This window comes from Arthrobacter sp. KNU-44 (genome assembly GCF_051843155.1).
In the GTDB taxonomy this organism is placed as follows: domain Bacteria; phylum Actinomycetota; class Actinomycetes; order Actinomycetales; family Micrococcaceae; genus Arthrobacter.
Genome location: NZ_JBPXNG010000002.1, coordinates 4,676,325 through 4,695,115, shown reverse-complemented (window position 1 = coordinate 4,695,115; position 18,791 = coordinate 4,676,325). Strand labels below are relative to the sequence as shown.

The window sequence follows — 18,791 nt, the reverse complement described above, 5'->3', positions numbered from 1 at the left end:
GAATTGTTCACCTAATGCGCTTGCTACCGAAGGGTGTAGCCCAATTTGGCACTTATCCGCAGCCCCGCCTCCCTCAGTGCTTCCAGAAGTCCCGGCGTCGTTTCCGGGTCGAAGCGGAAGGCTGGTCCGGAAATGCTTACTGCACCAACCACAGTTCCCGTGTGGTTGTAGACCGGCGCCGCTGCGGCGTTCAATCCGATCTCGATTTCATCCCTCGTCACTGCGTATCCGTTGCGTGAGACGTCGAGAAGCTGGTTTTCCAGTTCTTCGCGGCTGGTGATCGTCCGCGGCGCCCTAGGAGGCAGCCCTGTTTCCTCTAGGATCCTGCCCCGTTCGTCGGCTGGAAGAGTTGCGAGCAGTACCTTTCCGCTAGAGGTGGCATGCAGAGGGGTCAGGCTGCCCACCCAGTCGTAGGTGGCAAGCATTGAAGGGCCCATGGCCTGGTCGACGTTGACCGCAAAGTTGGAACGGAGCACGGCAAGGTTCACCGTCTCCTCGTATTTCTCGGCCAGGCTTTCCAATACCGGACGGGCTTCATAGACCAGGCTCAGCCTTCCGGGGATGGTACTTGCGATCCGTAATATTCCGAAGCCCAGCTGGTACTTGCCCCGTCCGCTGTTCTGCTGGACCATATCCCTGCTCGCGAGCGACGCCAGCAGACGGAAGATCGTCGATTTGTGGAGGTTCATCTCCTCCGCTATTTCGCTCACGCCGGCATGGCCGTCCCTTGCGAGGATTTCCAAGACCGCAAGGGCGCGGTCGACGGACTGGACGCCCCCTTGCTGAACTCCGCCTGTTTCAACAGCAGGTTCAGCATCATTGTTCGAAGGCATGCTGCACTCTCTCGAGTAGTTGAGTGGTCTCCAGTTTCATCGGAGTCGGATGCTTATCAGGTTAGGGAGGTTGAGACTCATATACCAGTTGTAGTTCTAAAAGATACCACCGGGAGTCTTTCGTCGTAAGCGTCCCGGCAATGAGGGAGAACTGTCCCGTAGTCGGAGTGTTGTGGCGTACGGGATTCGGCTTGTGACGGGCACGCTCACGGGACGCAAACCCATTCGCGACTCCCTGAGGCCTAGAATCTCCGGTACGGGGACAGGTGCTTCCTCGTGTTTGCCTATTTTGGGGGTGCGAGTTGGGTTTTCGTTACCGCAAGTCGAAGAGCTTCGGGCCTGTGAGGATCACGGCGTCCAAGCGCGGAGTGAGTGCGAGCATTGGGGGCGGTCCGTTCCGGGTGACGAAGTCCACGACAGGCCGCACCACGAGTACGGTGAGGGTCCCTGGAACGGGAGTCTCGTATGTGACCACCAGCTCGAACCGCCGGTCAACACGGAAGGACGCCGCTCGGCCATCTCAACCGGCCCGCCGTCAGGTCGTGCATCAGATCATCAGCGACGAGGCATGGCGGGAACTCCTCGCTGCAGATGAGACGGCTCCGGCATCGAAGTTCCAGCGTAACTTCGTTCGCGCGGCCGTGGCACGGGCAACGGGCAAGCGCCCGAGCCTGATGCACCTGACCTTGGGACAAGCCGCCAAGGTCCTGGAATATGTCGGTCAGAGCCCGGTCAAGCTGACCTCCGGCGGCCGCGGAGTGCCGGGGCTGGAGAAGGCCGGGACTGTGGCCCAGTGGACTTTGCTCGGGTTGCTGGTGGTGATGGTGACGGTGTCCTCGCCCGCGGGGTTCCTGCTGGCTGCGGGGATCGTCGGGCTGATGTTCCTGTTGCGGAAGCGGCGCCGTGGCCGGCAGGCGTGGGAGGACGCGACCTGGTCGGGGAGTCCGGTCGGCACCGTGCAGGGAATCGCGGTTCCCGATGCGCGGATCGAGGCGCCGGCGAATCACGCCGCGCCACAACCGGCTGCTGTTGAGGGGCAGGCACCGATTTCGCCAGTCACGCGGCCCGTTATTTCAGGCCAGGGGTTGTACCGGGTCTCGCTCGGCCGTTCGGAATGGCCGAACGTCGACGTCGTGGGCGAGCACGCGTACAGCACGGCTATCAAGGCTTCGCTCCGCGCCAGTAAGGGGCCCATGGCCGTAGCTCGCGATGGTGAAGCTGAAGGCGTTCGGGTTGAACTCGTGGCCGAGCCGGATAACCCGTTTGACCAGAATGCCGTCAGCGTTCGTTGGCGGAATCAGGTCCTGGGATATCTCAGCCGTGAAGACGCGATCCGCTACGCGCAACCGATCAGGAGAATTATTGCCAGCGGGCTCGCTGCGGCCGCGACGGCCCGCATCTGGGCGTACGACGGCGGCGACCGGCTCCAGGCCCGGGTCACCGTGGCGTTGCCGGAGCCGGAGCTGATCGCGCCGCTGAACGAGGCCCCGGCGGGCGTCACCACTCTTGTGCCGTGGGGATCGGCGATCCAAGTCCTCAAGGAAGAGGACCATTTCGATATCCTGTGCAACCACGTGCCACCGGAAGGGGTCGGCCTCCTGCTGGTCAGCCTCCACGAGGTTATCCGCACTCTCAGGAACGGTACCGAGCGTCCATTTATCGAAGTCCGGCTCGACGGCGAACGGGTCGGTGAGCTCAGCAACGTCACCTCCTCGCATTTGTTGCCGCTTCTCGAGCACACCGAGACGGTCGGGGAAACCGCTCTCGCTTACGCCAAAATCACGGGCTCTGCCCTTGCTGCGCAGCTTGTGCTGCACGCGGCGAAGGCCACCGAGATCAGCAACGATTGGTTATCCGAGGGGCCGCACCCCGCCCCGAAGCTCGTCCCGTGGGCCACGGGATATGACGTCCCACCCGCTTACGCCACATAGGAGATGCACCGGGCGGATACTAGGACAAGAGATCGAAGGTCATGCGCCTGTCTTGTGAAGACTATTCGCCGGATTCCGGCTTGAGGGTGGTGCCTGCGTCGAGGGCGTCGTCGACGACGATGAGTGCGGGTCCTTGAGCCGGGGGCTGCGCTGGAGCAGCGGCCTCCCGGCCTTGAGGGACGCGGCGGCGTAGTCGGCGAGCATCTTGATGGCGAACTCGAAGTCCCGCGAGCCGATCAGCGGGGTGAAGGTTTCGGCGTAGTCCCGCCATGCCGGATCGTAGTCGCTGCCCCGGGGCATAGGATCGGAGGCGGTCAGCGACAGCCCGAGGGTGTGGAGGACGGCCATGGCCTTGCCGGGTTCGGCCCGTTCGTGGCCCAAGGTCCCCTGCTGAAAGGTGGGCGTCCGGCCGTCCTCTGCCGTTTGGTGCTTATGCTTCCCGGGTGGCGGGTGAGGAATCTTTGGTCCGGGCGGGGTCGCGTTCGGCGAGGGCGCCGATTGCGGTGTCGATTTTGTCCATAATCTCCTGATCCAGTTTCACTCCGGATGCGGCCACGTTGGCCGCGACCTGCTCGGGCCGGGACGCGCCTGTGATGGCCGAGGCCACGTTCTGGTTCTGCAGGACCCAGGCGATGCTGAGCTGGGCCATGGTCAGTCCGGCTTCTTCCGCGATCGGTTTGAGCTTCTGGACGCCGGTCAGGACCTCGTTGGCCATCCAACGCTTGATCATCTGCGCTCCGCCCTTTGTGTCGGTCGCGCGGCTGCCCTCGGGAGCAGGTTTCCCGGGCTGGTACTTGCCGCTCAGGACGCCCTGGGCCATGGGGGACCACACGATCTGGGAGAGTCCGAGTTCTTCCGACGCCGGCACCACTTCGGCCTCGATGACCCTCCACAACATGGAATACTGCGGCTGGTTGGATATCAGCTGGAACCCCAGATCTTTGGCCAGTGCGTGGCCGTCACGGATCTGCTCCGCTGTCCATTCGCTCACGCCGATGTATAGGGCTTTGCCTTGCCGAACGATGTCCGCGAAGGCCTGCATGGTTTCTTCCAGCGGGGTCTCGAAATCGTAGCGGTGGGCCTGGTAGAGGTCCACGTAGTCGGTCTGCAGGCGCCTGAGGGAGCCGTTGATGGATTCCGTGATGTGCTTGCGGGAGAGCCCGAGATCATTGTGGCCCTTGGGCCCGGTGGGACCGAATACCTTCGTGAAGATCTCCAGCGACTCCCGACGTTCGCCCTTCAGGGCGTTGCCGAGGACGGTCTCGGCCGCGGTGTTGGCATAGACATCGGCCGTGTCGAAGGTGCTGATTCCGGCGTCGAGCGCTGCTCGGACGCATGCGGTGGCGGTGTCGTTCTCGACCTGGGAGCCGTGGGTCAGCCAGTTGCCGAACGTGATTTCCGAAATCTTGAAGCCGGAGTTGCCAAGGTACCTGAATTCCATTGTTTTCTGACGCGCTTTCTCTTGTCCGTGAAGTAGCCGGCCGTGTGGCGGCACCCCGGGCCCTGACCACGTCGTTCCATGAGCGGACCCTATGCCGGTAGCCGTTTTTCGAGACTACGCGTCCGACAGCATCTTTTGTCCCGGCGTGGCTGGCCCTTCGGGTCCTAGGATCAGCTGGCCCCCTTCCCTGGGGACGGGGCCGTTGTGCCGTGGTTATAGTCGAAGGATGAAGCAGCGAGTATTGGGCAAGACAGGGCGGTCCGTCTCCGTTGTGGGGCTGGGCACATGGCAGCTCGGTGCAGACTGGGGCAACGTGGATCCGAAGGAAGCCAACGACATCCTGGAAGCCGCCGTGGATTCCGGGGTGACCTTCTTTGATACCGCCGATGTCTACGGCGACGGGCGGAGCGAGCAAACCATCGGGAAGTACCTCGCTGCCAACCCCGGACTGGACATCACGGTAGCCACCAAAATCGGGCGGCGCCTGGAACAGAAACCTGAGAACTACACACTGGCCAACTTCCGGCAGTGGGTTGACCGTTCCAGGCGGAACCTCCGGACGGAGTGCCTCGACCTGGTGCAGCTGCATTGCCCGCCGACCCCGGTTTACAGCCGCCCGGAAATCTACGATGCGCTGGAGACGCTCGTCAATGAAGGCGCAATCAAGGACTACGGCGTCAGCGTCGAGCGGACCGAGGAAGCACTCGAGGCCATCAAGCACGGCACGGCCACCGTCCAGATCATGCTGAACGCCTTCAGACTCAAACCCCTGGACAAGGTCCTGCCCGCGGCGAAGAACGCCGGAGTCGGCATCATCGCCAGGGTTCCTCTGGCCTCAGGCCTGCTCTCGGGAAAGTACTCCAAGGACACAGTCTTTGCCGAAAATGACCACAGGAAATATAACCGGAACGGTGCGGCTTTCGACGTCGGGGAGACCTTCTCCGGAGTTGACTTTGAACAGGGCCTCAAAGCGGTGGAACATTTCAAAAAGCTTGTCCCGTCCGGAGCAACCACAGCCCAAGCGGCCATCGCCTGGATCGCGGCACAAGACGGGGTCAGCACCGTCATACCAGGGGCCCGAAACCCTGAACAAGCCCGCGCCAACGCCGCCTCCAGCCAAATACTGGACCACCTAGGCCCGGACTTCGAGAACAGCGTCAGGGAAATCTACGACACGTACTTCCGCGAGATGATCCATTCACGCTGGTAAACCCCGGAAGGTCACGTCCTTTCGGTCCACGCCCGAAGGGCCGCAGCCGTGCCCGCCGGCTGATCGTTCAACGGTCCTGCGCCGGAATGCCAGGCCCCGGCGGTTCGCTGGCGAATCCTCCTCGGATTCCCGTCTGGCCGCGGAGATCAACCGCTATTCCGCAAGTTACCGGTAGTCAGGCACGACGATAGGGTTGGTGAATGAGCGCACCGGATACCACACACGACTGGCGGCCCCTGTGGGCGCGGCTCAACGATGGCGAGGAAACACTTCCCGTCGGCGTCCTGATGACCGCCCCGCCGGGCGAGGTCAACAGTGCGCCGCCGCTGGAGTCCGAGTTCGGAGTGCTCGAGGCGCCCTTGGAGGATTACGACGTCGTGGAGCTGACCCGCTTTGACCGCCCACTGGCGCGGGGCCGGGTGGCGTTCGGCGATGGATTCGCTGTGGTGGGCCCTGTGCGCGCAGTGGACGGCGACGCTGTGGCGCTCGATCACGAGGCCGTGGTCCTGGCCCACCTGGCGGAGGAAGCCTTCGTCGAGGGCGCGGATGTTGTCTACGCGCCCGTGGACGCCGGGGCAGCGGACCGGTACGAGGCCCTCGGCTGGACTCGGGCGGGCGAACTGGCCCCCTAAGAGCAATACCGCTTGCTTAGGGTTCGCTTGTGCTAAATTCTCGGCATGGCGCGTAGCGGAGAATCGAGGCCGTGGCGCAAGAACGGGTGTGCACAATGATGCACACCCATGCCGCTGGACTGAGCCGTACATTGGCTGACCTTGGCGCGGAAGTTGCCTGGAAAGCTACTCCCGGTCGTAGCGGGGAGTTGTGCCTGTCCGCTTGTCCTGCCAAAGGGGGTTGGACAGCGTCCACACTTATGTCTGCTTGGTAGATGTGCTTATTGCGGTCCGCCCTGAGTCTTCGATGTGGGGGCGTCAATGCACGCCCGGGCCAGGGGTTCCTGCGACAGCCCCCAGGTCGCCTCGGACACGTCACTGCCACAAGGGCTGCCAAAACAGGTAGCCGGCACTCAAGTGCCGGGCCGGTTCCGCGGCCTACGATCGGGGCGAGGGCGTTTCCCTGGAACATGCTCTCGGCGGTAGCTGCGCCAGTGCCCGGCACAGGGTGACACCGGGCATTGGCGCGTTACCTTGGCCCCGGTCCATCACCTGCTCTACCTGGGGTCCGCCGGGGTTTGGGCGCTGCTGTTGAGGATGTGGTCCACTGCGGCTGGTCCTGTCGTGCGCAGGCCTTGGAAGACTCTCTTTTTGCTCTTCCCGTTGTTTTCCGTGCGAAGGCCGGCGAGGCGCAGGGCGGTGCGGAAGGCGTGGTCGGGGAGGGGGATTTTGCGGTTCAGGGAGCACGAGCTGACGTAGAGCCCGTAGAGCGCGTCGGCGTTGATCCCTGACTCGCTTGGGTCATCGTGAACAATGCATTCCTGGAGGAACTGGCTGATCTGTGGAGGGGTCATGGTGTGCTCCGGGGAACGGTTTTCAGGGTTGGGTTCCGTAGATGAATTCCTTGGCGTGTGCGACGGCTTTTCGGAAGGCGTCGTTGCGGAGGGTGGCTTGCCCGGGGTTTTTGGGGTCGGTTTCGAGGTAGTTTGTGTAGCCGGGCCGCAGGATCCAGATGTCGCCGGCCGGGGGTAGGTAGAACACGGCGAAGGAGCGGTGCTGGGGGTCTTCGGTCCAGATGGGGACGACCGCGACTGCGGCGCCGGTGTCCGGGTTGATCCATTGGGCCCGGGGGGTGGGTTGTTCGTGGGTTTCGGGGTCCAGGAACGGGGCTGTTCCTTTGCCCCACCGTTTTTCGAAGCGTTCGTAGAACGCGGGCATCAGTTGGTTGTCGTAGGGTCGCCAGGCACTCATGGGGGCTCCTTGGGCTGGTGTGGTTTTCCGGCTCTTATCGCCTGATCTGCAGGATGAGCGTGTAGCGGGTTGGCGGATATGACGGTTGCCGGAGCGGCGTTCCCGGGGACCGTCGGGCGGGCGGCTCCCAGATGACCGGTCCGATCAGCAGCGCCGTGGCGGGAGGCAACTGCCTTGGGATCCGAACGGGGCCGGGGCGTTGCGGCGTGGCGTTCGCGGCTGGACGCGGGTGCTCCCGGTCGTAGGCGGCCCGCTTTTCCGGGTTGCCGAGGATGGCGTAGGCGGCCATGATGTCCCGGAGCTCCTGCAGCTCTTTTTGGGTCTTCGTCTCCGGTTCCGTCGGGCCGGGGCCGGTGGGGTGTTCGCGGGCCGCCCGGGTGTCGGGGTGCCGGCTGCGGATGAGCGTGCGGTAGGCGCGGGTCACCTCGCGTGCCGTGGCGGTGGGGGCGATCTGCAGGGTCTCGTAAAGGTCGGGGCCGTTGTTCCTCATGGTTGGCGGTGGTGTGTGTTTTGGATGCGGGGTGTTTCCGTGGGCGGGGATGGTCCCCGGCCTGTTCGGCCGGGGACCATCGTTGCGGGAGTCATCCTCGGGGCCTCATCCATCCGTGCGCTGGCTGCGCTGTGGCGTGGTCTGTGAACTCGACCGCCCTCTTTGCATGGTGGGCCGCTGTGGTGCTCCCGGTCCGGGAGGGTGCGCCGGCGGTCAGGCGTTGATTTCCTGGCGCTGTTTTCCGGTGGTTTCGATTTCGATGCGGCGCGGTTTTGCTTTTTCCGCGACCGGGATGCGCAGGGTCAGGACGCCGGCGTCGTAGTTTGCTTTGACGCCTTCGGTGTCCAGCGCGTCGCCGAGGATGAGCTGGCGGCTGAAGATGCCGCGGGGCCGTTCGGAGGCGATCAGTTCCGTGTCCTCGCCGACGGGGTCCGGGCGTTCGGCCTTGACGGTCAGGACGTTGCGTTCGACGTCGATGTCCACCGAGTCCACGTTGACTCCGGGCAGATCGAAGGCGACCACGAAGTCCTCGCCTTCCCGCCAGGCGTCCATGGGCATGGCCGCCGGCCGGGCTGTGGTGCCGAGTACCTGTTCGGCGAGCCGGTCGAGTTCACGGAAGGGGTCCGTTCGCATCAGCATGGTGTGTCACTCCTTGCAGATCGCAGTTTTTTGTTGTCAATCCAGCTGATCTATGGTGGCTGGTATATATTTCTTATAGCACTGCATATGGGTCAGGGCAAGCCTGATTTTCGAAGGATTTTGGAGGTGCCCGATGGGGCAGGCCGGGGACCGGGGGAGGGGCGTGTATGCGATTTCCGTTGCGGCCGCACTGGTGGGAACGGGTCAGCAGAACCTGCGCCTCTACGAACGCAAGGGCCTGCTGGAACCGGGCAGGACCCTGGGCGGGACCCGCCAGTACAGCGAGAACGACCTCGTGACCTTGCGGCGGATCGGGGAGCTTCTGGAATCGGGCTTGAACCTGGCCGGCATCCGGATGGTCCTGGTCCTGGAGGCCGACAACCGGCGCCTCGAGGCGGAACTCAAGTCCGCGAACGGCGCTTGAGGACCTCCGCGAGCTGGGCCGTCTCGATTAAATCGATCCTGAGGACGGCGTCGTCGCTGTCTGTGGGCATGGGGATTCAGTGCCGGATCAGGGCAGCGCGAAAGCGTCCAGCTGAGGCAGAGGGGAGTTTGAGGCTGGTGGCTTGCAGGGTCCCGAGCGTCACACCAAGCGGCACTCTCCCGGCCCACCGAGAGGCGTCCGGGGCCAAAGCGGGGTTGTCGTCACGCTGAGGACACGCAATATCTGGAACATTGAAGAGAAAAACTACGGGTCCAGTTCACTTGAACCGGGCCCGTAGTTTTTATGGAGCTAACAACATTTACGCGGTGACACCACTTGGCTGCCGTGTCGAAGTGAGGTCCTCGACGGCTTTCTGCATGTGCCGTTTTATGGCTTGCTGAAGTCCGCTCTGGTCGCGCCTCTCAAGAAGGTCCAGGATGTCTTGGTGCTCCTGCACCAGCACATCTATGCGGGGATACGCGACTTCCAGGCTGAGGATACACATGCGGGACTCCGCGGCGAGGGTCTCGTAAATCCGGATCAATCGCGTGTTTCCAGTGCCGGAAACGAAAGCGGTGTGGAATTGCATGTCGAGCCTGGCGATCGCCTGCCAGTCCGACGCCGCAACCTGCTTCGCCATGTTCTTGATGATCCCCTTGAGCTCTCGACAGGTGTCCGTGACCTGGTCCGGACCGGAATGGAGGAGAGTGTTGGCGGCGGCCAGTTCCACTGCCTCGCGTACGGCGTAGATCTCTTTGATGTCTTCGTTTGAAAGCTCCAACACAAAAACGCCGCGGTTACGCTTGCTCACCAGGATGCCTTCCTGGCATAAGCGCTGCAGAGCTTCCCTGAGGGGCCCCCTTGAGGTGTTGAGCTGGCTCGCCAAGGCAGATTCGTTCACCTGCTGACCGGGGCTGAAAGCCCCTTGGACGATGAGCTCTCGGAGTTGGTCAGCGATCAGCTGCGCCGTGGGCCGGCCCTCCAATACGAACATTCGCTCCGGTGCCGCCATTGACATCCCCTCATTTCATACTTCAGCAAGTTGAATCTACTAGACCGCTATCGCGGTGTACTTGTATTCCAGGAATTCTTCGATCCCGATCTTTCCGCCTTCGCGTCCCAGGCCTGACTGTTTGACGCCTCCGAAAGGAGCGGCGGGATTGGACACGATGCCGGTGTTGAGGCCGACCATTCCGACCTCCAGTTCCGCTGAGAACCGCATGGCCTTGTCCATGCTTTCAGTGAACACGTAGCCCACCAGGCCCCATGCGGTGTCGTTGGCCATGCGCAGTACTTCGTCCTCACTGTCGAAGGGCGTAATGGCTGCAACCGGGCCGAATATCTCCGTGGTCATCAGGTCGGATTCCAGCGCCACATCCGTCAGGACAGTGGGGGAGTAGAAGTAGCCGGGACCCTCCGGGCGGCTTCCGCCAGTAAGCACCCGGGCACCCTTGGACACAGCGTCGGCAACGAGTGACTCCACCTTGTCCAACCCTGACTGTTCGATGAGCGGGCCGACTTCTGTTCCTGCCAAAGCGCCGTTGCCCACCTGCAATTCTGACATCTTTTTGGAGAACTTCTCGCCAAACTCCTCTGCAACGGAGCGGTGGACGAAGAAGCGGTTTGCGGCCGTGCAGGCTTCGCCCATGTTCCGCATCTTTGCCTTCATGGCTCCATCCACCGCCTTCTCGATGTCGGCATCGGCGAGCACAATGAACGGTGCGTTCCCGCCGAGCTCCATGGAGGAGCGCATGACGTTGTCCGCGGCCTGCCTCAGGAGGATTTTGCCCACCTCGGTGGAACCGGTGAAGCTGATCTTGCGGGCGATTCCGCTGTCCGTCCACGTTCGTACGACGGCGGAAGCGCTCGACGTCGTCACGACGTTCAGCACGCCGTCAGGAAGTCCGGCTTCGCGGAAGATCTCCACCAGGGCCAGGGAGGTCAACGGCGTCAGCTCGGCCGGCTTGAACACCATGGTGCACCCCGCGGCAACTGCGGGGGCGATCTTGCGCGCTCCCATGGCGAGCGGAAAGTTCCAAGGCGTGACCAATATCGAGGGCCCGACGGGTTCCTTGGTGATGAGGATGCGCGTATGTCCGTCCACGGAGGTGGTGCTGTCACCGCCGATCCTCACGGCTTCTTCCGAGAACCAGCGAAGGAACTCGGCGCCATAGGCTACTTCGCCCTTCGCTTCGGCGAGGGGTTTTCCCATTTCGGCGGTCATGATCGACGCGAGCCGGTCGGTGTTGGCAATGACAAGATCGAAGGCACGCCGCAGGATGTCGGCCCGTTGGCGTGGCGTGGATTTGCTCCACTGTGCCTGTGCGCGACCTGCGGCCTCGATGGCCAAGGCGGCGTCTTCGGGACCGCCGTCGGCAACGTGGGCAATGACTTCGTTCGTGGCCGGGTTCTCTACCGGGAAGGTGGCTCCGCCAGCAGCGCTTTGCCACGTTCCGTCAATGAACAAGAGTGTCTGGAGAGTGGTGGGATCGAAGGAGAGGTTCATGTTCGCTCTTTCAGTGATCAGGGGGGACTAGGAAGCGGCCGACTTGAGCGCCTGCGTGAATTTGGACAGACCCGTCTGGATTTCATCGCTGCTGACGTTAAGGGCGGGGATGAGACGGATGACGTTGCCATGCGGGCCGCAGGTGAGGAGCAGGAGCTCTTCCTTGATGGCGGCCTGCTGGACCGCGAGTGCAGCTGCCGCATCTGGAACGTTGCCTTCGGCGGTGAATTCGACGCCCTGCATGAGGCCCCGTCCGCGCACGTTTCCGATTCCCGTGAATTCCGCCTGCAGTGTGTCCAACCCTGCCCGCAGCTCATCGCCGCGGAGCAAGGCATTTTCCACGAGGTTTTCCCGCCGAATGACGCCCAAGGTGGCGACGCCGGCTGCCGCCGCAACCGCGTTTCCTCCATAGGTACCGCCTTGGGAGCCTGGCCACGCCTTGGCCATCAAATCCGCCGACGCGGCAATTGCCGAAATCGGGAAGCCGCTTGCGAGGCCCTTTGCAGTGATGACCACGTCGGGGCATATCCCGGCCCAGTCGTGCCCCCAGAACTTGCCCGTCCGGCCGACGCCTGCCTGGACCTCATCGAGGATGAGCACGATCCCGTGCCGGTCCGCCCGTTCCCGAAGTCCTTGGAGGAAGGCGACCGGCGTCGGGATGTATCCGCCGTCACCGAGGACAGGTTCGATGATGAAGCCTGCCGTATCAGCCGGGGTGCTGACGGTCAGAAGGAGGTGGTCCAGTTCCTTCAAGGCAAACTCGACAGCCGTGGCTTCGTCCCATCCGTAGCGGTACCAGTGCGGGAAGGGAGCTATGTGCACCCCGCCCAGCAAAGGAGAGAATCCTGAGCGGAACTTGGTTCCGGCGGTGGTCAAGGACGCTGCTGCCACCGTCCGCCCATGAAAGCCTCCCTGGAAGGAGATGATGTTGGGGCGGCCGGTTGCCATGCGGGCCAAGCGGATTGATGCTTCCACGGCTTCAGATCCGGACGTCGCGTAGAAGACACTGTCCAATCCCTCAGGCAATACGGTGCCAAGCAGCTCCGTGAGCTCCAGCAAGGGCTTGTGCATCACGGTCGTGTACTGGGCGTGGACAATTTTGCCCACCTGCTCGCGGGCTGCAGCCACCACATCCGGGTGGCAATGGCCAGTGCTGGTGACACCAATCCCGGTGGTGAAATCGAGGTACTTCTTGCCGTCGGTCGCGTGGATCCAGCTCCCGGACGCGTAATCGACGACGACAGGGGTCGCCTGCTTCAGGATGGGGCTAAGTGCTGCCATGGCTTCATACTTTCTTAGTAACTGTAGATTGTCAACAATACGCGATCTTGAGTTCACCCAGGGAACCCACAGGAAGGCGCTAGATCTTCTCGAACCTCTGCGGCCGAACGAAGTCGAGGCCGTCAAACCAGCGCTTGCCAAGGGCTTCGCTGGCTGCGATCTCTCCGTATCCGGAAGCCATTTTGAACCCGGCACCGGAGAAACCAGTGGCGGCGTAGATCCTGCTGGAATTGTGGAGGAAACCCAGCAAAGGCTGGGAGTCCGTGGTGTAGAGATCCGGGAACGCGTCCGAGCGAACGATGTTGGGGAACAGGCCGGGCAGGAACTCAATTACCGTCTCGGTGGTTTCGGCGATTTCCGCTGCGGTGAGATCCCTTGGCACTGAGTCAGCCGCAGGCGTTGGCGCGCCGCGACCATCCAGGGTGGCTTTTACCGTCACTCCGTCAACGCTCGGTGCGCCGTACATGGAGCGGTCTCCGGAAATCCTGATGAAGACGGGGAATCTCTCAGGTGAGAATTCCGTCGCGTCTCTGGCCACGAACCAGGACAGGAAGATCCGCCGCGTCCCAGTTGCCGCTTTCAGATAGTCGGGCATGAGCTTTTGGGACCAGCCGCCGGACGAGACGATCACGTTTTCGAAGGTCCAGGACGTGTTGTCCGAGGTGACGACCACGCCGTCGTCAGTTTCCCGGATACTGTCGATCGTCGTACCGGTGATCGCTGTGGCCCCGTTTGCCTGTGCGGCGGCAACTGCCGCCGTTACTGCACGGTCAGTGCGCAGGGCGCCGGCCTGCGGATCGAGCAAGGCGCAGTCATCAGGCCGAAGGTTGTGCTGCGGATACCGTTCCGCCATGGCGTCGCGGCTCAGGATCTCATGCTCAGCCCCGTTTATTCGAGTCGTTTCGAGCAGGGCGGCGATGTAGGGGCCATCGACCGTCCCGATCGATAGCCCGCCGCAGCGCGTCAAAATGTCCCGGCCTGATTCTTCCTCGAGTTCGGCCCAGAGGCTGCGGGAACGCTGCAGGATGGGGTAATAGCTGGGGTTGCCGCGGTAGATCATGCGGAACAGGCGGGTGTCGCCGCCAGCGGCGCTCCGGGCGTGACCCGGTGACTGCGCCTCGAATCCGACGACGGAATCGGTCAAACGGGATGCCTGCCACAGAGCCATGCTTCCGATGCTGCCCAGGCCGATAACGGCCAGTTTTCCGTCCATGGTTCAGAGCACCTGCTTCAGGAAGGCTTGGGTCCGGGGTTCTTTGGGGTTGGCAAGGACCTCCCGGGCATCGCCGCGTTCGACGACGAAGCCTTCATCCATGAAGATCAGCGAGTCGGCGACTTCGCGGGCGAAGCCCATTTCATGGGTGACGACGACCATGGTCATGCCTTTTTTGGCGAGGTCCTGCATGACCATAAGGACTTCGCCGACTTTCTCGGGGTCCAAGGCGCTGGTGGGTTCGTCGAAGAGCATGATCTCCGGATCCATCGCCAGGGAACGCGCGATGGCGACGCGCTGCTGCTGTCCGCCGGAAAGCTGGGCCGGGTAGTGGTCGCCGAAAGCGCCGAGGCCGACGCTGGACAGCAGATCATTGGCCCGTTGGGCAGCCTGCTTCTTGTCACCGTGTTTGACCAGTACGGGGCCGGCCATGACATTCTCCCGTGCCGTCATGTTGGGGAAGAGGTTGAACTGTTGGAAAACCATGCCCACCCTGGTGCGCTGCTCGGCGAGCTTTTTCGGACTGAGGGCGTGGTAGGCAGTGTCGGTCTCGTAGTAGCCGAAGTCTTCACCGTTGACCTTCAGGACTCCTGAGTCGACAGTCTCGAGCCCGTTGATGCAGCGAAGGAGCGTTGATTTGCCGGAGCCGGACGGTCCGATGATGCAACAGACCTCACCGCAGGCGATGTCCAGGTCGATGTCCTGCAGGACTGTCTTGTAGCCGAACGATTTTTTGATCCTACGGGCGTGAATGGTGCCGTCGGTAGTCATCGGGCAACACCTTCCGGTTCTGTGAGCACGATCTTCTTTGCCTTCCTGGGAAGTCTGGAAGATGTTCGGGAGTATTTTTTCTCGAGCAGGGATTGCGGGTAGCTCAGAAGAAGGGTCATCACGAGATACCACAGGCTGGCAACGATCAGCAGCGGGATGGTCTCGTAAGTGCGGGCGTAGATGAGTTGGGCGCTCTGCAGAAGCTCTGCGACACCCAGCACGCTGACCAGTGAGGTTTCCTTGAACATGCCGATGAATTGGTTGCCGGTGGCAGGGATGATCGATGGCATGGCCTGGGGAATGATGACCTTGCGCATTTTCGTGGCGCCGCTCATTCCCAATGAGTCGGCAGCTTCAATCTGGCCCTTCCCGACAGCCGAGAAGCCGCCGCGAATGATTTCTGCCATGTACGCGGCTTGATTGAGGCTCAGGCCAATCAGGGCTGCCGTGATCGGTGCCATCAGGGCGTTGATGTCGACCGCAGTGCTGATGTTGGTGAAAGGAATCCCGATGGTCAGGTTCGGGTAGAGGGCGGCAATGTTGAACCAGAAGATCAGCTGGACCAGGACCGGTGTACCCCGGAAAAGGGTGATGTAGACGCCAGCCGTGGTCGCGATCGGTTTGATCCGTGAGGACCTCATGATCGCCAGCGCCAGACCCAGAATGGTGCCCAGGAGCATACTGGCGACCGTGAGGAAGATCGTCAGCATCAGCCCATTGATGATCGTCTGATAGGTGAAGTACTTGGCGACGACGTCCCACTTGAAGTTGGGGTTGGTTGACACGGAAACGAGGATGCCCAGGCCAATCAGGCTGCACACCACCCAGGCCACGTATTCGAAGACGCTCCGTCGGCGCAGCCTGGGCTTGAGGGCCGGGTCGGTCCCCTCTGTCTTGTGACCGCTTCCGCGACTGATGGTCTGCACCATGGAAGCACCCCTCCTAGTTGAGCTTGGCATCCGTGATGGCACCCGATTCGAGGCCCCAGTTCGAGAGCGACTTCTTGTACTCCGGGCTGTTCAGGACCGACTGGACGGCAGCCTGAAGAGCGGGGGTCAACGCCGAGCCCTTCTTGAGGCCGACAGATGTAAGGTCGCTTGAGCCGACGTTGATCTGGGGGGTGAGAATAGTGAATGCGCCCGGCTGCTGCTTTGCGGCCCACGCAAGGGACGTGGTGTCGTAGAGGATGCCGTCGATGCGCTTTGACGCCAACTGGGTCAGCGCGTCCTGGACGTTGGGGAGCGTCACGGCGTTAATGGCCGGCTGGCCTTTGGAAGTGCACGTTTGATCCGAGAGGGCCGGGAGGCGCTTCAGCTGGCCTGTCGATCCGGCTGTGACGGCAATGTTCTTGCCGCACAGGCTCTCATTTGTGAGCTTCAGCGGATTTCCTGCGCTCACGGCTATTGAATTGCCGGCCTTGAAGTAGTCGACCATATCCAGGACCTTCAACCGCTCGGGTGTGGGGGACATGGTGGTCACAGTGAAGTCGTAGCGGCCACCGTCAATACCGGGAATGATCGTGTCAAACACGGTGTTCTCGAACTTCAGCTTCAGCCCAAGCTTCTTGGCCACCAAGCGGGCAATATCCGGGTTCAGGCCGATCGGCGTCTTGTTGTCATCCGAGAGGAACGTCGTCGGCGGGTAGTGCAGATCCATGGCCACCGTCAGCTCGCCCTTGTCCTTGTAGGACTGCGGCAGCAGCTTGAGTGCGGCCGCATCGGGCTGGACGCCCTCGGAAATATCGGCGGTGTTTGACGTCTTGGAGCTGTCCGGTGCCGGGGTGCTGGTGGTGGTGGCTCCACAGGCGGTCAGCGCAAGCAGTGCAGCCAGTGCTGCGGCCGCAGTTTGTGCCTTGGTTCGGGTCTTCATAATGCTTCCCTTCAAAGGGGTAGTCAGTTGGTGGTAGTCGCCGAGGAGGGGGAGAAGTGTGATCTGGATCTCTCCGCCATCTAATGCAATGCAACTCCACCAACAGTAGATTGTCAACAATTTACAGCAACTTTTTTGAGTGGCCGGCCGGAGCGGGAAAGTCATCATCAACCGCAGTTGAACTGTTGACAATTTACAATTTCGAAGCCTAGAGTCGAGTCATCGAGCAGGATTTTCCAGCCTGCAGGGAACCCCTTCCCGGCTCACCGCGCTTCCCGAAACCTCCAATACGCAGGGACGGCGACCCGCTTCCACTTCCAGGTAAAGAACGGAACCGAACATGGCAGACACCAACTTCCGGCCGAAGTACATCTCCTTCGATTGCTACGGCACCCTCATCAACTTCGACATTGATCCGACCACGCGTCGCGTTCTGGCGGGCCGGTTGCCAGAAGAGCAATGGCCCGCGTTCAAGAAGGTGTTCCGCGGGTACCGGTTCGACGAAGTCTGTGGCAACTACAAGCCCTACGAGCAGATCCTTCAGGATTCCTTTGACCGCGTGTGCAAGCGGTGGGGCATTGGGCCGACCGAAGGTGCCGGCGCACAGTTCGCGGAGGCCGTACGCGGCTGGGTTGCCCACGAGGACGTGCCGGCCCCGCTGAAGACGATGGGCGATAACTACCAGCTGGTGATTCTGTCCAACGCAGACGACAGCTTCCTGGACATCAGCGTTCCGAGGCTCGGCGCAGACTTCCACGCCGTTTACACCGCCGAGCAGGCGCAGGCCTACAAGCCGCGGTACCAGGCATTCGAGTACATGCTGGACACCCTGAACGCCCAGCCGGAGGACTTCCTGCACGTCTCCTCGCACACGCGATACGACATGATGCCGATGCACGACATGGGCTTCCGGAACCTGGTGATGCTGGACCGTGGCTATGACCCCATTACGGCCGGATACGACTACTCCACCGTTAACTCCCTCGACGAGCTCAACAAGCACCTGGGTCTGTAAACCGATCCTGAGCTGAAAGGTCAACCGTGAAACTCACCCCGTATTGGCTGGATACTGCCGAACCGTCCGGAGACTACAGGCGCACTCCGGTGCCGGAGAACGTCGACGTCGCGATCATCGGCGCCGGATTTACCGGACTATCCGCAGCCCTTGAGTTTGCCCAGCAAGGCGCAAGCGTCGCTGTCTTCGAGCGCCACACTGTTGGCTGGGGCGCCTCCGGACGTAACGGCGGCATGGCAACGACCGGCTTGGCCATCAGCTTCAATACCGCGGTGAAGCGGTACGGCAGTACCCGTGCTGTTGAGATGTTCCGTGAGTACAACGACGCGATCGACAGCATCGAGAAGCTCGTCCAGGACAACGGCATCGACTGCGACTACAAGCGCTTTGGCAAACTTTCACTGGCCTTCCACAAATCGCACTACGAGGGGATGCTGAAGTCCCAGGAGCAATTGGCAAAACTTGCCGACTACCACGTGAAAGTCATTCCCGAGGCCGAGATCTACAGCGAAATCGGTACAGATTTCTATCACGGCGCCATGCTTGATCCGCTGGGGGCCGGCCTCCACGTGGGCAAGTTCGTTCACGGATTGGCCGGTGCAGCCGCTGCTGCCGGGGCTGACATTTGTGAGAACGCCGGCGTCACCGAGCTGAAGAAAGTCTCCGGCACGGTCCATGACGTACACACCACCCGTGGCATTACACGCGCCAAGCAGGTTCTGATCGCCACAAGCGGATACACAGGCAATGTCACACCATGGCTCCAACGCCGCGTGATCCCGGTAGGCAGCTTCATCATTGTCACCGAACCCTTGCCGGAGGACGTCGTGAACCGCATCCTTCCGCACAGGCGCCAAGCCTCGGACAGCAAGATGCTGACGTACTACTTCCGGATCACCCCGGACAACAGGCTGCTGTTCGGTGGCCGTGCCCGATTTGCGCTGTCCAGCCCGGATTCAGACGTCAAGAGCGGCGAGATCCTGCACAAGGCGATGACTGAGCTCTTCCCGTATCTTGCCAACGTGAAGGTGGACTACACCTGGGGCGGCTTGGTGGACCTCTCCATGGACCAAATGGTCCATGCCGGCGCGCACGATGGCCTGTTCTACTCGCTCTGCTACAGCGGCCACGGCGTGCAAATGGCCGCCCACATGGGCAAGAAGATGGCCCACTATATGGCCGGTGACAAGCAGGCGAACGTGTGGGAAGACCTTAAGAACCCGCCCGTGCCCGGCCACTTCGGCCCGCCGTGGTTCCTGCCCTTCATTGGCGGAGCCGCGAAGATTATCGACCGATTCAGCTAGGC

The 18,791-nt window shown here is 62.1% G+C and carries 20 protein-coding genes and 1 pseudogene; 7 read left to right on the top strand and 14 right to left on the bottom strand.

Annotation, left to right across the window (positions count from 1 at the left end; all coding sequences use genetic code 11):
- Nucleotides 1-23 precede the first annotated feature (23 nt).
- Nucleotides 24-833 (bottom strand): IclR family transcriptional regulator, encoded by an 810-nt coding sequence (locus tag ACSVHC_RS23020; protein WP_437773769.1) that lies wholly within the window; start codon nt 831-833, stop codon nt 24-26.
- 266 nt (nt 834-1,099) lie between these two features.
- Here ACSVHC_RS23020 and ACSVHC_RS23015 point away from each other — a divergent pair.
- Nucleotides 1,100-1,240, top strand: a pseudogene (locus ACSVHC_RS23015) (DUF4236 domain-containing protein); the annotation flags it as partial.
- Between the two features lie 60 nt (nt 1,241-1,300).
- Entirely contained in the window at nt 1,301-2,764 is a 1,464-nt protein-coding gene (locus tag ACSVHC_RS23010; RefSeq protein ID WP_439181412.1) for an HIRAN domain-containing protein, read from the top strand.
- A gap of 39 nt (nt 2,765-2,803) precedes the next feature.
- Here the strand turns inward: ACSVHC_RS23010 and ACSVHC_RS23005 are convergent, their stop codons facing one another.
- On the bottom strand, nt 2,804-3,145 hold the full coding sequence (locus ACSVHC_RS23005; RefSeq protein ID WP_437773770.1) for a hypothetical protein: 342 nt from the start codon (nt 3,143-3,145) through the stop codon (nt 2,804-2,806).
- Nucleotides 3,146-3,194: 49 nt separating this feature from the next.
- The gene (locus ACSVHC_RS23000; RefSeq protein ID WP_437773771.1) at nt 3,195-4,205 is read right to left on the bottom strand and encodes an aldo/keto reductase family protein; all 1,011 of its coding nucleotides are present in this window, start codon (nt 4,203-4,205) and stop codon (nt 3,195-3,197) included.
- Nucleotides 4,206-4,431: 226 nt separating this feature from the next.
- On the opposite strand from ACSVHC_RS23000, the gene ACSVHC_RS22995 reads away from it, so the two are divergent.
- Both ACSVHC_RS22995 and ACSVHC_RS22990 read left to right on the top strand, forming a co-directional pair.
- Entirely contained in the window at nt 4,432-5,415 is a 984-nt protein-coding gene (locus ACSVHC_RS22995) for an aldo/keto reductase (RefSeq protein ID WP_437773772.1), read from the top strand.
- Between the two features lie 200 nt (nt 5,416-5,615).
- The gene (locus ACSVHC_RS22990) at nt 5,616-6,047 is read left to right on the top strand and encodes a hypothetical protein (protein WP_437773773.1); all 432 of its coding nucleotides are present in this window, start codon (nt 5,616-5,618) and stop codon (nt 6,045-6,047) included.
- A gap of 536 nt (nt 6,048-6,583) precedes the next feature.
- On the opposite strand, the gene ACSVHC_RS22985 is transcribed toward ACSVHC_RS22990, so the two are convergent.
- The 4 genes from ACSVHC_RS22985 to ACSVHC_RS22970 form a co-directional block, all read right to left on the bottom strand.
- Entirely contained in the window at nt 6,584-6,880 is a 297-nt protein-coding gene (locus tag ACSVHC_RS22985; RefSeq protein WP_439181351.1) for a hypothetical protein, read from the bottom strand.
- 22 nt (nt 6,881-6,902) lie between these two features.
- Nucleotides 6,903-7,277, bottom strand: coding sequence for a hypothetical protein (locus ACSVHC_RS22980; protein ID WP_437773775.1), 375 nt, complete (start codon nt 7,275-7,277; stop codon nt 6,903-6,905).
- A 34-nt stretch (nt 7,278-7,311) separates the two neighbouring features.
- Nucleotides 7,312-7,767: a J domain-containing protein gene (locus tag ACSVHC_RS22975; protein WP_439180395.1), complete on the bottom strand. Its 456-nt coding sequence runs from the start codon at nt 7,765-7,767 to the stop codon at nt 7,312-7,314.
- 213 nt (nt 7,768-7,980) lie between these two features.
- Entirely contained in the window at nt 7,981-8,406 is a 426-nt protein-coding gene (locus ACSVHC_RS22970) for an Hsp20/alpha crystallin family protein (protein WP_437773681.1), read from the bottom strand.
- A gap of 133 nt (nt 8,407-8,539) precedes the next feature.
- Here ACSVHC_RS22970 and ACSVHC_RS22965 point away from each other — a divergent pair, with 133 nt between their 5' ends.
- Nucleotides 8,540-8,830: a MerR family transcriptional regulator gene (locus ACSVHC_RS22965; RefSeq protein ID WP_437773776.1), complete on the top strand. Its 291-nt coding sequence runs from the start codon at nt 8,540-8,542 to the stop codon at nt 8,828-8,830.
- A gap of 319 nt (nt 8,831-9,149) precedes the next feature.
- Here ACSVHC_RS22965 and ACSVHC_RS22960 read toward each other — a convergent pair whose 3' ends face one another.
- The 7 genes from ACSVHC_RS22960 to ACSVHC_RS22930 all read right to left on the bottom strand — a co-directional run bounded on the left by ACSVHC_RS22960 (nt 9,150) and on the right by ACSVHC_RS22930 (nt 16,470).
- Nucleotides 9,150-9,842, bottom strand: a complete 693-nt coding sequence (locus ACSVHC_RS22960; protein WP_437773777.1) for a GntR family transcriptional regulator — start codon at nt 9,840-9,842, stop codon at nt 9,150-9,152.
- A gap of 39 nt (nt 9,843-9,881) precedes the next feature.
- The gene (locus ACSVHC_RS22955) at nt 9,882-11,336 is read right to left on the bottom strand and encodes an NAD-dependent succinate-semialdehyde dehydrogenase (RefSeq protein WP_437773778.1); all 1,455 of its coding nucleotides are present in this window, start codon (nt 11,334-11,336) and stop codon (nt 9,882-9,884) included.
- A 27-nt stretch (nt 11,337-11,363) separates the two neighbouring features.
- Nucleotides 11,364-12,617: an aspartate aminotransferase family protein gene (locus ACSVHC_RS22950; RefSeq protein ID WP_439181350.1), complete on the bottom strand. Its 1,254-nt coding sequence runs from the start codon at nt 12,615-12,617 to the stop codon at nt 11,364-11,366.
- A 79-nt stretch (nt 12,618-12,696) separates the two neighbouring features.
- Nucleotides 12,697-13,830, bottom strand: coding sequence for an FAD-dependent oxidoreductase (locus ACSVHC_RS22945; RefSeq protein ID WP_437773780.1), 1,134 nt, complete (start codon nt 13,828-13,830; stop codon nt 12,697-12,699).
- Nucleotides 13,831-13,833: 3 nt separating this feature from the next.
- On the bottom strand, nt 13,834-14,601 hold the full coding sequence (locus ACSVHC_RS22940) for an amino acid ABC transporter ATP-binding protein (RefSeq protein WP_437773781.1): 768 nt from the start codon (nt 14,599-14,601) through the stop codon (nt 13,834-13,836).
- On the bottom strand, nt 14,598-15,530 hold the full coding sequence (locus ACSVHC_RS22935; RefSeq protein ID WP_437773782.1) for an amino acid ABC transporter permease: 933 nt from the start codon (nt 15,528-15,530) through the stop codon (nt 14,598-14,600). The genes ACSVHC_RS22940 and ACSVHC_RS22935 overlap by 4 nt, the downstream gene beginning before the upstream one ends.
- A 13-nt stretch (nt 15,531-15,543) precedes the next feature.
- The gene (locus ACSVHC_RS22930; RefSeq protein ID WP_439181348.1) at nt 15,544-16,470 is read right to left on the bottom strand and encodes an ABC transporter substrate-binding protein; all 927 of its coding nucleotides are present in this window, start codon (nt 16,468-16,470) and stop codon (nt 15,544-15,546) included.
- 340 nt (nt 16,471-16,810) lie between these two features.
- On the opposite strand from ACSVHC_RS22930, the gene ACSVHC_RS22925 reads away from it, so the two are divergent.
- Together ACSVHC_RS22925 and ACSVHC_RS22920 are read left to right on the top strand one after the other, a co-directional pair.
- Entirely contained in the window at nt 16,811-17,485 is a 675-nt protein-coding gene (locus ACSVHC_RS22925) for a haloacid dehalogenase type II (RefSeq protein WP_439181347.1), read from the top strand.
- A gap of 26 nt (nt 17,486-17,511) precedes the next feature.
- On the top strand, nt 17,512-18,789 hold the full coding sequence (locus ACSVHC_RS22920) for an NAD(P)/FAD-dependent oxidoreductase (protein WP_437773783.1): 1,278 nt from the start codon (nt 17,512-17,514) through the stop codon (nt 18,787-18,789).
- Nucleotides 18,790-18,791 lie beyond the last annotated feature (2 nt).